This is a genomic window from Pseudomonas sp. AC193, assembly GCF_979258075.1.
Genome location: NZ_OZ409832.1, coordinates 521,252 through 535,735, shown reverse-complemented (window position 1 = coordinate 535,735; position 14,484 = coordinate 521,252). Strand labels below are relative to the sequence as shown.

At 58.4% G+C, this 14,484-nt stretch carries 12 protein-coding genes and 1 pseudogene; 11 read left to right on the top strand and 2 right to left on the bottom strand.

Translation table 11 applies throughout. The annotated features are described in order from the left end of the window. Positions 1-25: 25 nt before the first annotated feature. Positions 26-808 (bottom strand): PhzF family phenazine biosynthesis protein, encoded by a 783-nt coding sequence (locus ACZZ0D_RS02555; protein WP_463552391.1) that lies wholly within the window; start codon positions 806-808, stop codon positions 26-28. Between the two features lie 98 nt (positions 809-906). After that, positions 907-1,377 carry a Cys-tRNA(Pro) deacylase gene (gene ybaK, locus ACZZ0D_RS02550; RefSeq protein WP_463552390.1) on the bottom strand — a complete coding sequence of 157 codons (471 nt, stop codon included), beginning with the start codon at positions 1,375-1,377 and terminating at the stop codon, positions 907-909. A gap of 361 nt (positions 1,378-1,738) precedes the next feature. On the opposite strand from ybaK, the gene ACZZ0D_RS02545 reads away from it, so the two are divergent. The 11 genes and pseudogenes from ACZZ0D_RS02545 to ACZZ0D_RS02495 all read left to right on the top strand — a co-directional run bounded on the left by ACZZ0D_RS02545 (position 1,739) and on the right by ACZZ0D_RS02495 (position 14,389). Next, positions 1,739-2,590 (top strand): MIP/aquaporin family protein, encoded by an 852-nt coding sequence (locus ACZZ0D_RS02545; RefSeq protein WP_053123429.1) that lies wholly within the window; start codon positions 1,739-1,741, stop codon positions 2,588-2,590. Positions 2,591-2,667: 77 nt separating this feature from the next. Next, positions 2,668-4,170, top strand: coding sequence for a glycerol kinase GlpK (glpK, locus tag ACZZ0D_RS02540; RefSeq protein WP_463552389.1), 1,503 nt, complete (start codon positions 2,668-2,670; stop codon positions 4,168-4,170). Positions 4,171-4,265: 95 nt separating this feature from the next. After that, positions 4,266-5,021 (top strand): DeoR/GlpR family transcriptional regulator, encoded by a 756-nt coding sequence (locus ACZZ0D_RS02535; protein ID WP_007916700.1) that lies wholly within the window; start codon positions 4,266-4,268, stop codon positions 5,019-5,021. A gap of 294 nt (positions 5,022-5,315) precedes the next feature. Beyond that, positions 5,316-6,857: a glycerol-3-phosphate dehydrogenase gene (glpD, locus tag ACZZ0D_RS02530; protein ID WP_463552388.1), complete on the top strand. Its 1,542-nt coding sequence runs from the start codon at positions 5,316-5,318 to the stop codon at positions 6,855-6,857. A gap of 432 nt (positions 6,858-7,289) precedes the next feature. Beyond that, the gene (locus ACZZ0D_RS02525) at positions 7,290-8,216 is read left to right on the top strand and encodes a glutamate/aspartate ABC transporter substrate-binding protein (protein ID WP_053123435.1); all 927 of its coding nucleotides are present in this window, start codon (positions 7,290-7,292) and stop codon (positions 8,214-8,216) included. 193 nt (positions 8,217-8,409) lie between these two features. Next, a pseudogene (locus ACZZ0D_RS02520) lies at positions 8,410-9,157 on the top strand (amino acid ABC transporter permease). Next, positions 9,157-9,828: an amino acid ABC transporter permease gene (locus tag ACZZ0D_RS02515; protein WP_003227756.1), complete on the top strand. Its 672-nt coding sequence runs from the start codon at positions 9,157-9,159 to the stop codon at positions 9,826-9,828. The pseudogene ACZZ0D_RS02520 and the gene ACZZ0D_RS02515 overlap by 1 nt, the downstream one beginning before the upstream one ends. Next, positions 9,825-10,559: an amino acid ABC transporter ATP-binding protein gene (locus ACZZ0D_RS02510; RefSeq protein WP_212546293.1), complete on the top strand. Its 735-nt coding sequence runs from the start codon at positions 9,825-9,827 to the stop codon at positions 10,557-10,559. Before ACZZ0D_RS02515 ends, ACZZ0D_RS02510 begins: the two co-directional genes overlap by 4 nt. Positions 10,560-10,812: 253 nt before the next feature. Then, the gene (gene aauS, locus ACZZ0D_RS02505) at positions 10,813-12,714 is read left to right on the top strand and encodes a two-component sensor histidine kinase AauS (protein ID WP_053123442.1); all 1,902 of its coding nucleotides are present in this window, start codon (positions 10,813-10,815) and stop codon (positions 12,712-12,714) included. Beyond that, entirely contained in the window at positions 12,711-14,039 is a 1,329-nt protein-coding gene (gene aauR / locus ACZZ0D_RS02500) for a two-component response regulator AauR (RefSeq protein ID WP_053123444.1), read from the top strand. Before aauS ends, aauR begins: the two co-directional genes overlap by 4 nt. An 11-nt stretch (positions 14,040-14,050) precedes the next feature. Further along, positions 14,051-14,389, top strand: coding sequence for a GlpM family protein (locus ACZZ0D_RS02495; protein WP_008079444.1), 339 nt, complete (start codon positions 14,051-14,053; stop codon positions 14,387-14,389). The last annotated feature ends 95 nt before the right edge of the window (positions 14,390-14,484 follow it).

Below are 14,484 nucleotides of genomic sequence, written 5' to 3'. Positions count from 1 at the left end.
CCCGCTCCCACATTTGGTTTTGGGTTTATCCCAATAACAGGGTGCCGCTCGCAACGAGCGTTGCATGCCCGCCAATCTTCACCCGTTCACCCTCCAGCCGACAAAACAACTCCCCGCCCCGCGCCGAGCGCTGGCACGCGGTCAGGCTCGATTTGCCCAGACGTTTTGACCAATACGGAATCAAGCTGCAGTGCGTCGACCCGGTCACCGGATCTTCATTGATGCCAATCGCCGGGGCGAAATAGCGCGAGACAAAATCATGCTGATTACCGCGCGCGGTGACGATTGCACCGAGCCACGGCAGTTTGGCCAGCGCGACCATGTCCGGCTTGCAATCGAGTACGGCCTGCTCCGACTCCAGCACCACAAACAGTTCGTTCGAGCCGAGCACATCAACCGCTTCAACGCCCAGCGCCCGCTCGACATCCAGGGTCACGCCAATCTCTGACGGCACGATCGAGGGGAAATCCAGCCACAAACGCCCGTCTGCCCGTGTCACGCTCAACGGCCCGGACTTGCAGGTGAAGTCGATACGCTCGGCCGTTTCCTTGTAGATCTCGAACAACACATAAGCGCTGGCCAGCGTCGCATGGCCGCACAACGGCACTTCAGTGGTCGGGGTGAACCAACGGATATGCCAGGCCGAACCTTCGCGCACCAGAAACGCGGTTTCCGCCAGGTTGTGTTCACCCGCGATCTTTTGCATCAAATCATCGGCGAGCCACGCATCCAGCCGATAAACCATCGCCGGGTTGCCACTGAACGGCCGCTCACTGAATGCGTCGACCTGATGAAACTCGAGCTGCATAACCTTCTCCTTAAGTCAGTCGGCAGATCATGCAGCGCATACCGGATCAGCGCCAGAGACAGAACCGGACAATTTTCTTCATACAGAATCAGCCAACATTACGCACGACCGATGTCGGCGAATTTGGCCTGGGTGTGTTCAGCGAGCACGGCGGGTGCCAATTCGACTTCCAGCCCACGCCGGCCGGCGCTGACATAAATAGTCGCAAAAGCCTGAGCCGACTTATCGATGAAGGTGCGCAGACGCTTTTTCTGCCCCAACGGACTGATACCGCCCAGCAGATAACCGGTGGATCGCTGCGCCGCTGCCGGGTCAGCCATCTCGACTTTTTTCACCCCCGCCGCCTGCGCCAGACCTTTGAGGTCGAGGCTTCCGACGACCGGCACTACGGCCACCAGCAGCTCACCTTTTTCACTCGCCGCCAGCAAGGTTTTGAACACCTGCGCTGGCTCAAGTGCCAGTTTTTCCGCAGCCTCCAGCCCGTAGGACGCGGCCTTCGGATCATGTTCGTAACTGTGCACGCGATGTTCGGCACGAACTTTTTTCAACAAGTCCAACGCAGGGGTCATGGCAGCTCCAGGCTCGGCAATGGCAGAAAATCCTGCGCCGGATTCTAGGACATCGAGCCGTAAAAGGCTCTATCCCGGCCCCGAATTACGCGGCTTTGCAGGTAATTCACAACGCTAAGAAAGCGGTCACCCGGTGAGTCATTCATGCGACTGATAGTTCTATTGTGACTGATGGTTCACTTTCGACCTTTGACAGGTTTGTTTCTTGTCTATATTTTTTCGAATCTGAATAATGTAAGAATTATCATCATTGCAGCACTCAGCAGTAAACCGGGAAACGAATGGGGATTCCGACCCGGTGAAAATCGCGCCTTGCCCTGTCGGCAATCGCGCCAGACAACAACAAAAATTGAGGTTTTCAATGACAACTGCTTTACAGCAACCATCGCTTTCGAGCCAATGCATGGCCGAGTTTCTGGGTACTGCACTTCTGATCTTTTTTGGCACTGGCTGTGTCGCCGCCCTCAAAGTCGCGGGCGCCAGCTTCGGCCTGTGGGAAATCAGCATCATTTGGGGTGTCGGCGTGAGCATGGCGATCTACCTCACCGCGGGCGTTTCCGGCGCGCACCTGAACCCGGCCGTGAGCATTGCGCTGGCAATCTTCGCCGACTTCGAAAAGCGCAAACTGCCCTTCTATATTCTTGCGCAGATCGCCGGCGCCTTCTGCGGCGCGCTGCTGGTTTACACGCTGTACAGCAATCTTTTCTTCGATTACGAACAAACTCACCAAATGGTTCGCGGCTCGGCCGCCAGCCTTGAGCTGGCCTCGGTGTTCTCAACGTTCCCGAACCCAGTGCTGTCCACCGCCCAGGCATTCCTGGTCGAGATGATCATCACCGCGATCCTGATGGGCGTGATCATGGCCCTGACCGACGACAACAATGGTCTGCCAAGAGGCCCGATGGCGCCGCTGCTGATCGGCTTGCTGATCGCGGTGATCGGCAGCTCGATGGGCCCGCTGACCGGTTTTGCGATGAACCCGGCGCGTGACTTCGGTCCGAAACTGATGACTTTCTTCGCTGGCTGGGGTGAAATTTCCTTCACTGGCGGCCGCGATATTCCGTACTTCCTGATTCCGATTTTTGCACCGATTGTCGGTGCCTGCCTCGGCGCTGCCGGGTATCGCGGGCTCATCGCCCGTCACCTGACCGGCGCCACACCTGCTACAAAGGATGCAGAACCGGCCATTGACGGCAAACCAAGAACTTCTTGAAACAGTCGGCGCAGGCTCCTGCCCTCTAGAGCCTGCGCCACGGCCCACTCTCCCTTATTTCGTCCAAGGCAATCGACATGACCGACATTCAGAATAAGAACTACATCATTGCCCTCGATCAGGGTACGACCAGCTCCCGCGCGATCATTTTTGACCGCGACGCGAACGTGGTCTGCACCGCGCAGCGCGAATTCGCTCAGCATTACCCGCAAGCCGGTTGGGTCGAACACGATCCGATGGAAATCTTCGCCACCCAAAGTGCGGTGATGGTTGAAGCGCTGGCACAGGCCGGTCTGCACCACGACCAGGTCGCAGCCATCGGCATCACCAACCAGCGTGAAACCACCGTGGTCTGGGACAAGACCACCGGTCGCCCGGTCTACAACGCCATCGTCTGGCAGTGCCGCCGCAGCACCGAGATTTGCCAGCAGCTCAAACGCGATGGCCACGAGCAATACATCAGCGACACCACCGGTCTGGTCACCGACCCGTACTTCTCGGGCACCAAACTGAAGTGGATCCTCGACAACGTCGAAGGCAGCCGCGAGCGTGCGCGCAACGGCGAACTGCTGTTCGGCACCGTCGATAGCTGGCTGATCTGGAAATTCACTGGCGGCAAGGTGCACGTCACCGACTACACCAACGCCTCGCGCACCATGCTCTTCAACATTCACTCGCTGGAGTGGGACGCGAAGATGCTGGAGATTCTCGACATCCCGCGCGAGATGCTTCCGGAAGTGAAGGCGTCGTCGGAAATCTACGGCCACACCAAGAGCGGCATCGCCATCGGCGGTATCGCCGGCGACCAGCAAGCGGCGCTGTTCGGTCAAATGTGCGTAGAACCAGGTCAGGCGAAAAACACCTACGGCACCGGCTGCTTCCTGCTGATGAACACTGGCGACAAAGCGGTGAAATCGCAGCACGGCATGCTCACCACCATCGCTTGCGGCCCGCGCGGCGAAGTCGCTTACGCCCTGGAAGGCGCGGTATTCAACGGCGGTTCGACCGTGCAATGGCTGCGTGACGAACTGAAAATCATCAACGACGCCCACGACACCGAATACTTCGCCAATAAAGTGAAGGACAGCAACGGCGTGTACCTGGTGCCAGCCTTCACCGGCCTGGGCGCTCCTTACTGGGATCCGTACGCCCGTGGCGCACTGTTCGGCCTGACGCGCGGCGTTCGCGTGGATCACATCATCCGCGCCGCGCTGGAATCGATCGCCTACCAGACCCGCGACGTGCTCGACGCCATGCAACAGGACTCCGGCGAACGCCTCAAAGCCCTGCGCGTGGACGGCGGTGCGGTGGCGAACAACTTCCTCATGCAGTTCCAGGCCGACATCCTCGGCACTCAGGTTGAGCGCCCGCAAATGCGCGAAACCACAGCGCTGGGCGCGGCATACCTGGCCGGTCTGGCGTGCGGTTTCTGGGGTAGCCTGGAAGAACTGCGCGGCAAAGCGGTGATCGAGCGTGAGTTCGAGCCGAGCCTGGACGAAGTCGAGAAAGAGAAGCTGTATAAAGGCTGGAAAAAAGCCGTTAGCCGCACCCGTGCCTGGGCGCGTGAAGACGCTGAATAAGCCAACCTTCAGAGACTGATAGGCAACTAACTGGTCGGGAGCGGATTCCTGCGGCATCATGGGCAAATTTTGCACGGCAGCCCAAAGGAAGCCCCATGAATCTGCCTCCCCGTCAGCAGCAAATCCTCGAACTGGTTCGCGAACGCGGCTATGTGAGCATCGAGGAAATGGCCACGCTGTTCGTTGTTACCCCGCAAACCATCCGCCGCGACATCAATCAGCTCGCGGAAGCCAATTTGCTCCGTCGCTACCATGGCGGCGCGGCTTATGATTCCAGCGTCGAAAACACGGCCTATGCGATGCGCGCCGATCAGATGCGCGATGAAAAACAACGCATCGGTGAAGCCATCGCCGCGCAGATCCCCGATCACGCCTCGCTGTTCATCAACATCGGTACCACCACCGAATCGATTGCCCGCGCCCTGCTCAATCACAACCATCTGAAGATCATCACCAATAACTTGCACGTGGCGTCGATGCTCAGTGCCAAGGATGATTTCGATGTACTGCTGACCGGTGGCAATGTCCGTCGGGACGGCGGTGTTGTGGGTCAGGCGAGTGTGGATTTCATCAATCAGTTCAAGGTTGATTTCGCGCTGGTCGGGATTAGCGGGATTGATGAAGACGGCAGCTTGCTGGATTTTGATTATCAGGAAGTGCGGGTTTCGCAGGCGATTATTGCCAATGCGCGGCAGGTGATTCTGGCGGCGGATTCGAGCAAGTTTGGGCGTAATGCGATGATTCGTCTTGGCCCGATCAGTCTGATTGATTGTTTGGTGACCGATCAACAGCCGGTGCCGGCGTTGGCGCAGTTGTTGAGTCAGCACAAGATTCGCCTGGAAGTCGTTTAATCCTTCTAATCTTCATTGGCTGTTCCGACGCTTTCGCGAGCAAGCCCGCTCCCACATTTGGAATGCATTCCCCTGTGGGAGCGGGCTTGCTCGCGAAGAGGCCCTCACAAACAGCACACCTCTAGCGCCGTCGGGCGCACTTGATGTTCGAAAATTTTCCTTTCTCCGCCCTTCGATGAGTTTTTTCAATCGAAGTCGACTGGCTGTGACCGTCTTTATCGGCTACCATTTTCGCAAATGAACATTCATGTTCGATTTCCAATATAGAAAATCAAAAGAGCCTGAGGCCAGCCGATGTCCACATCTACCTTGCGTACGCCCCCTATCTCCGAGATCTACGACCTCGCCGTTATCGGCGGCGGGATCAATGGGGTGGGGATCGCAGCGGATGCCGCCGGTCGCGGTCTCTCGGTGTTCCTTTGCGAAAAGGACGACCTCGCCAGCCACACCTCGTCGGCCAGCAGCAAGCTGATCCACGGTGGCCTGCGCTACCTCGAACATTACGAATTCCGTCTGGTGCGCGAAGCACTGGCCGAGCGCGAAGTGCTGCTGGCCAAGGCCCCGCACATCGTCAAGCCAATGCGCTTCGTGCTGCCGCATCGTCCGCACCTGCGTCCGGCGTGGATGATTCGTGCCGGCCTGTTCCTGTATGACAACCTCGGCAAGCGCGAAAAACTGCCAGGTTCGAAAAGCCTCAAGTTCGGCGCCGACAGCGCACTGAAAAGCGAAATCAAGAAAGGCTTCGAATACTCCGATTGCTGGGTCGACGACGCCCGTCTCGTGGTACTCAACGCCATGGCCGCCCGCGAAAAAGGTGCCCACGTACACACCCAGACCCGTTGCGTCAGCGCCCGTCGCGCCAAAGGTTTGTGGCACCTGAACCTGGAACGCGCCGACGGCAGCCTTTTTTCGATCACCGCCAAAGCGCTGGTGAACGCCGCCGGCCCGTGGGTCGCCAAGTTCATCCGTGACGATCTGAAGATGGAATCGCCGTACGGCATCCGTCTGATTCAAGGCAGCCATATCATCGTGCCGAAACTGTACGAAGGCGATCACGCGCACATTCTGCAAAACGAAGATCAGCGCATCGTTTTCACCATTCCGTACTTGAACAACCACTTCACCCTGATCGGCACCACCGACCGTGAATACACTGGCGATCCGGCGAAGGTCGCCATCACCGAAGGCGAAACCGATTACCTGCTGAAAGTGGTCAACGCACACTTCAAGAAACAAGTCAGCCGCGAAGACATTCAGCACAGCTACTCGGGTGTGCGCCCACTGTGTAACGACGAATCCGACAACCCGTCGGCGGTTACTCGCGATTACACCTTGGCGCTGTCCGGCAGCACTGAAGAAGCGCCGCTGCTGTCGGTGTTCGGCGGCAAGCTGACCACCTACCGCAAACTCGCCGAATCGGCGATGGCGCAACTGATGCCGTTCTTCACCCAGATGCGCCCGAGCTGGACGGCCACCGCCACCCTGCCCGGCGGCGAAGACATGACCACGCCGCAAGCCTTGAGCGCGCTGATTCGCGACAAGTACGACTTTGTGCCGAGCGAGATCGCGCGTCGCTGGTCGACCACGTACGGCAGCCGCACCTGGCGCATGCTTGAGGGCGTTGAAACCCTCGCCGACATGGGCGAACACATTGGCGGCGGGCTCTACACCCGTGAAGTCGATTACCTGTGCAGCGAAGAGTGGGCGACCTCGGCGCATGACATTCTGTGGCGTCGTAGCAAGCTGGGGTTGTTTACCACTCCGGCGGAGCAGGAGAAGCTTGCGGCGTATCTGGGTAAGGTTGAGCAGAACCGTAGCAAGATTGAAGCGGCGTGATTTGAACATTGGTTAAACAAAAAGCCCCTGAATCGTAAGGTTCAGGGGCTTTTTTTGTTTGCCTGACACACCGCCCCCCCCTGTAGGAGTGAGCCTGCTCGCGATGGCGGTGTGTCAATCAACATAGCTGGCGCCTGACATACCGCCATCGCGAGCAGGCTCACTCCTACAAAAACTCGTTCGGTTTTCCGAACGAGACTCCCCGGTCAATTCGGTAAACCGGATCACTCCTCACAAAAAAATCCGCCATAAAACTTTAATCTCCTTATAAATCATAATCTTAACCAATCCAGACTGGTCTGGCACGAGTCATGCTCTACACTCTCTCGACGAATGCCTGTTGTGCCAACACTTCAGGAGCCGTCAGGCATTCGAAGCACAAAAGGGCCGACGAACTGGCTCCATAAAAAAAACAATGTCGAGGAAAATTTGATGCGCATCGTTCCCCATATCCTGGGCGCAGCCATTGCTGCCGCTCTGATCAGCACGCCAGTTTTCGCCGCCGAACTCACCGGCACCCTGAAGAAAATCAACGATTCGGGCACCATCACGCTCGCTCACCGCGACAGCTCCATTCCGTTTTCCTACATTGCAGATGCTTCCGGCAAACCAGTGGGCTACTCCCACGACATTCAGGTGGCTATCGTTGAAGCCCTGAAAAAAGACCTGAACAAGCCCGATCTGCAGGTCAAATACAACCTGGTGACCTCGCAAACCCGTATCCCGCTGATCCAGAACGGCACCGCGGATATCGAGTGCGGCTCGACCACCAACAACGCCGAACGCGCTCAGCAAGTCGACTTCACCGTCAACATCTTCGAAATCGGCACCCGTCTGCTGGTCAAGAAAGACAAGGATGGCAAGCCGTCCTACGCTGACTTCGCCGACCTCAAAGGCAAGAACGTCGTGACCACCGCTGGCACCACGTCCGAGCGCATCATCAAAGCGATGAACGCCGACAAGCAAATGGGCATGAACATCATCTCCGCCAAAGACCACGGCGAATCCTTCAACATGCTGGAAAGCGGTCGCGCCGTTGCCTTCATGATGGACGACGCTCTGCTGGCCGGCGAAGAAGCCAAGGCCAAGAAGCCGAATGACTGGATCATCACCGGTACTCCACAGTCCTTCGAAGCCTATGCGTGCATGGTTCGTAAAGATGACCCGGCCTTCAAGAAAGCCGTCGATGACGCCATCGTTGCGCTGTACAAGTCTGGCGAGATCAACAAGATCTACAGCAAATGGTTCGAGAGCCCGATCCCACCGAAAGGCCTGAACCTGAACTTCCCGATGAGCGACAAGGTAAAAGATCTGATCGCCACCCCGAGCGACAAGCCGGCGCCTGACGTAAAAATCTGATTCCTGACTAACCTTATCTCCTGAGGGAGTCACCCTCCCTCAGGCGTCTGTTACTACCTGCTGGCTGTACTGTGGAACACTCGACCTGGCGGTTTTCGAGCCGATCGCGTGTGCCCGGCGTTCAACGTCGGACGGGAAAGGATTTTCCCCGAGCGGGTGCTTGTACATCGATCGATCTCGAGGGGAGACCCTAATGAATTACAACTGGGACTGGGGCGTGTTCTTCAAGTCCACCGGCGTCGGCAGCGAGACTTATCTCGACTGGTACGTCACCGGTTTGGGCTGGACCGATTGCCATTGCCATCGTGGCATGGATCATCGCCTTGCTGCTGGGCTCCATTCTGGGGGTCATGCGCACTGTGCCAAACCGCATCGTATCGGGCATCGCGACCTGCTACGTGGAACTGTTTCGTAATGTGCCGCTGCTGGTTCAGCTGTTCATCTGGTACTTCCTGGTGCCCGACCTGCTGCCGCAAAACCTGCAGGACTGGTACAAACAAGACCTCAACCCGACCACCTCGGCTTACCTGAGCGTTGTCGTGTGCCTGGGCTTGTTCACCGCTGCGCGTGTTTGCGAGCAAGTGCGTACCGGTATTCAGGCGCTGCCACGCGGCCAGGAATCGGCTGCGCGTGCCATGGGTTTCAAGCTGCCGCAGATCTACTGGAACGTGCTGCTGCCCCAGGCCTACCGCATCATTATTCCGCCGCTTACCTCGGAATTCCTCAACGTCTTCAAGAACTCCTCCGTGGCGTCCTTGATCGGTTTGATGGAATTGCTGGCACAAACCAAACAGACCGCCGAATTTTCGGCCAACCTGTTTGAAGCCTTCACCCTGGCCACGCTGATTTACTTCACCCTGAACATGAGCCTGATGCTGCTGATGCGCGTGGTCGAGAAGAAAGTCGCGGTGCCTGGCCTGATCTCCGTGGGGGGCAAATAATGGACTTCGATTTCAGCGGCATCATCCCCGCTATCCCGGGCCTGTGGAACGGCATGGTGATGACCTTGCAGTTGATGGTCATGGGCGTAGTCGGCGGCATCGTGCTCGGCACGATCCTGGCGCTGATGCGCCTGTCGTCGAGCAAACTGCTGTCACGCGTGGCCGGCGCTTATGTGAACTACTTCCGTTCGATCCCGCTGCTGCTGGTGATCACCTGGTTCTACCTGGCGGTGCCGTTCGTGCTGCGCTGGATTACCGGTGAAGACACGCCGATCGGCGCGTTCACCTCCTGCGTCGTGGCCTTCATGATGTTCGAAGCCGCGTACTTCTGCGAAATCGTCCGCGCCGGTGTGCAGTCGATCCCTAAAGGTCAGATGGCCGCTGCACAGGCGATGGGCATGACCTATGGCCAGACCATGCGTCTGATCATCCTGCCTCAGGCGTTCCGCAAGATGACGCCGTTGCTGCTGCAACAGTCGATAATCCTGTTCCAGGACACCTCGCTGGTTTACACCGTGGGTCTGGTGGACTTCCTCAACTCCGCCCGCTCCAGCGGCGACATCATTGGCCGTTCCAACGAGTTCCTGATCTTCGCCGGTGTCGTCTACTTCATCATCAGCTTTTCCGCCTCGCTGCTGGTCAAGCGTCTGCAAAAAAGGTTCGCCGTATGATCTCTATCAAGAACATCAACAAGTGGTATGGGGACTTCCAGGTACTGACGGATTGCAGCACCGAGGTCAAAAAAGGCGAAGTGATCGTGGTCTGCGGCCCGTCCGGTTCGGGTAAATCGACCCTGATCAAATGCGTCAACGCGCTGGAGCCGTTCCAGAAAGGCGACGTCGTGGTTGACGGTACGTCGATTGCCGATCCGAAGACCAACCTGCCGAAACTGCGTTCGCGCGTCGGCATGGTGTTCCAGCATTTCGAACTGTTTCCGCACCTGACCATCACCGAAAACCTGACCATCGCGCAGATCAAAGTGTTGGGCCGCAGCAAGGAAGAGGCGACCAAAAAAGGTCTGCAACTGCTCGATCGCGTGGGTTTGTCGGCGCACGCGCACAAGCATCCGGGGCAACTGTCCGGTGGTCAGCAACAGCGTGTGGCAATTGCCCGTGCGCTGGCGATGGATCCGATCGTCATGCTGTTCGACGAACCGACCTCGGCGCTCGACCCGGAGATGGTTAACGAAGTGCTCGACGTGATGGTGCAACTGGCCCACGAAGGCATGACCATGATGTGCGTAACCCACGAAATGGGTTTTGCGCGCAAAGTGGCCGACCGGGTGATTTTCATGGACGCCGGCAAGATCATCGAAGACTGCCCGAAAGAGGAGTTCTTCGGCGACATCAAAGCCCGCTCCGAACGCGCGCAGCACTTCCTCGAGAAAATCCTGCAGCACTAAAAGCAACACACCCGCACCCTGTCTGTGGGGTGCGGGCTGCCTGACAATGAGATCCCCTGTGGCGAGGGGATTTATCCCCGTCCGGCTGCGCAGCAGTCGTAAAACCTGTGCATGCGGTCTTTCAGTTAAACCGCATTGATGGTTTTGGGGCTGCTTCGCAACCCAACGGGGATAAATCCCCTCGCCACAGAGTCCACCTCCAAACCAGCGGTGATTCACAAACAAGTGTTGTGGTTGACCCAAGGCATCTGTGATGAAATGCGACCCCAATCTCTATCGCGCCGCGCCGCCATCACTTGCCGTGAAGCCCCGTCTGATTCGTCATTTGTTCCTGCCGCCGCTGATCATCATTTTGATGGTCGGGTTGGGTTACGCCGGGTTCTGGGTCAGTGAGCATTTTGGCATTCGCAACCTCAGCGAAAACGGCCAGCGCCAGCTCGAACTGAACGCCCGCGCGGTCGAAAGCGAGATCAGCAAATACACCTACCTGCCCAGCCTGCTGGAACTCGAAACCAGTGTGTCGCGGCTGCTGGCCGACCCGACCCCGGAACACCGGCAAACGGTCAATGCTTACCTTGAAGGCCTGAACCGACGCAGTCGCAGTCGGGCCATCTACGTCATGGACACCACCGGCCGCGTCATGGCCACCAGCAACTGGCGCGATGTCGACAGTTATCTCGGTGAAGACCTGTCCTTCCGTGCCTATTTCCAGAAAGCCGTGCGCGGTGAACCCGGGCGTTTCTACGGCATTGGCAGTACCAACGGCGAACCCGGTTACTACCTCGCCCACGGCCTTGAAGAGCACGGCAAGATCATCGGCGTCGCCGTGGTCAAAGTGCGTCTGGAAGCCATGGAAGAACGCTGGCAGCGCGCGCGTCTCGAAGCGTTTGTCAGCGATGAAAACGGCATCATCATTCTTTCCAGCGATCCGGCACGCCGGCTCAAATCAGTGATTCCGCTGAGCGAGGAAACCAAAGAAAAACTCGCCCGCAGCCTGCAGTACTACTGGTTCCCGCTCAACGAACTGCAACCGCTGGCCCGCGAAACATTGGCCGAAGGTGTGGAGAAACTCACCTTCCCGGCCAACAGCGAAGTGCAGTCAGGCGAGGACGACATCAGCTACTTGGCGCAGACCCGGCCATTGAGCGACACGCCGTGGAATTTCACCCTGCTCACGCCGCTGCAGGATTTGCGTCGCGAGGCGATTAACCAAGGCATTCTCGTTGCGGTGGCGTTTGCACTGGTCGCCTTCCTGTTGATCGCCTGGAACGAGCGACGCAAGGTCATCGCCACCCGCCTCGCCGCCCGCGAAGCCTTGCAGGAAGCCAACAATCAACTGGAGCGTCGGATTACCGAACGCACCACCGACCTGCGCGCCAGCAACGAGCGCTTGAAGAGTCAGATCCGCGAACGCCGTCAAGCCGAAGAGACCTTGCGCCGCGCGCAGGATGAACTGGTGCAAGCCGGCAAACTCGCCGCCATCGGTCAGATGTCGACCAGCATCGCCCACGAATTGAATCAGCCACTGGCCGCGATGCGCACGCTCTCGGGCAACACCGTACGTTTTCTGGAACGCGGTCAGCTCGACGTCGCCAGCACCAACCTCAAGACCATCAATGACCTGATCGACCGCATGGGCCGAATCACCGCGAGCCTGCGTTCGTTCGCCCGTCGGGGTGACAATCAGGGTCAGGCCAGTCTCGGCAAAGCCGTGGACGCCGCGCTGCAATTGCTCGGTGCGCGTGTTGAACATGCGGCGCTGCAAATCCATCGGCAGTTCATCGACGTGCAAGTGCAGATCGACCAGACTCGCCTCGAACAGATTCTGGTCAATCTGGTCGGCAACGCCCTCGATGCGATGCAGGCGCAACCGCAGCCCGAGCTGTGGCTGGAGGGCGAAGAATTCAACGGCAAATATCGCCTGCGCGTGCGCGACAACGGTCACGGCATCGACGCCGAAGCGCGCAAGCATCTGTTCGAACCGTTCTTCACCACCAAACCCGGCGAACAAGGCCTGGGTCTGGGCCTGACGCTTTCCGCCAGCCTCGCCGCTGCCACCGGCGGTCATCTGGGTGTCGAACACCCGGGCGGCGGCGGAACCACTTTCGTCCTCAGTTTACCGTTGGTAAGCCCTACTCCCGCCGAGCCAATATGAACCAAGAACTCAGTGTGCTGATCGTCGAAGACGACCCCCATGTGCTGCTCGGCTGCCAACAAGCGCTGACGCTGGAAGACATTCCCTGCGTCGGCGTCGGCAGTGCCGAAGAAGCGCTGGAGCGGGTCGGCGACAATTTTGCCGGCATCGTCATCAGCGACATTCGCCTGCCGGGCATCGATGGCCTCGAACTGCTCACGCGCCTCAAGCAGCGCGACCGTAGCCTGCCAGTGGTGTTGATCACCGGGCATGGCGATATTTCCATGGCCGTCGGCGCGATGCAGAAAGGCGCCTACGATTTCATGGAAAAACCGTTCTCGCCGGAACGTCTGGTCGATGTTGCGCGACGTGCGCTGGAACAACGCAGCCTCGCTCGCGAAGTGTCGTCGCTGCGTCGGCAACTGGCCGAACGTGATTCCCTCGAAGGACGCATCATCGGTCGTTCGCCGGCCATGCAGAATTTGCGCGAACTGATCGCCAACGTCGCCGACACCTCGGCCAACGTGTTGATCGAAGGCGAAACCGGCACCGGTAAAGAACTGGTCGCCCGTTGCCTGCACGATTTCAGTCGGCGCCACAGCAAACAGTTCGTCGCGCTGAACTGCGGTGGTCTGCCGGAAAATCTGTTCGAAAGCGAAATTTTCGGCCATGAAGCCAACGCCTTCACCGGCGCGGGCAAACGGCGCATCGGCAAAATCGAACACGCCGACGGCGGCACGCTGTTCCTCGATGAAGTGGAAAGCATGCCGCTGCCGTTGCAGATCAAACTGCTGCGCGTGTTGCAGGAACGCACCCTAGAACGCCTCGGCTCGAACCAGAGCGTGGCAGTAGATTGCCGAGTGATCGCAGCGACCAAATCCGACCTCGACGAGTCGAGCAAGGCTGGCGAATTCCGCAGCGATTTGTACTACCGACTCAACGTGGTGACGCTGGAATTGCCGCCCCTGCGCGAGCGCCGCGAAGACATTCTGCAACTGTTCGAACACTTCACCCAACAGTCGGCGCTGCGCTTCGACCGCGCGTTGCCGGAACTGGATAACCAGACCTTGTCGAACCTGATGAGCCACGACTGGCCGGGCAACGTGCGTGAATTGCGTAACGTTGCTGAGCGCTTTGCCCTCGGTTTGCCGGCGTTCAAAAAGTCCGGTGCCAACAGCGGCGGACAAGGCCTGGGCTTTGCCGAAGCGGTGGAAGCCTTCGAACGCAATCTGCTCAGCGATGCATTGCAGCGCAGCGGCGGCAACCTGACTCAGGCGAGTCTTGAGCTGGGCATGGCCAAGACCACACTGTTCGACAAAGTAAAAAAATACGGCCTGAGCCATTAAGCGAGAACGACGTGGATCTGTTTTTCAAAGCGCTGTTGGGCGCAGCGGTGGTGCTGATCATCGCGGCGCTGTCGAAGACCAAAAACTATTACATCGCCGGACTGGTGCCGCTGTTTCCGACGTTTGCGCTGATTGCGCATTACATCGTCGGCAAGGGGCGCTCGATTGAGGATTTGAAGACCACGATCGTGTTCGGGATGTGGTCGATCATTCCGTACTTCGTCTATCTGGCGACGTTGTATGTGATGGTAGACCGGATGCGGCTGGAGGCGTCGTTGGCGGTGGCGGCGGTGGCTTGGTTGATGGCGGCCACGGTGTTGGTGACGGTTTGGGTGCGCCTGCACAGCTGACGAACACCGATACACTGTAGGAGCTGCCGAAGGCTGCGATCTTTTGATCTTTTTAAGAGCAAGATCAAAAGATCGCAGCCTTCGGCAGCTCCTAC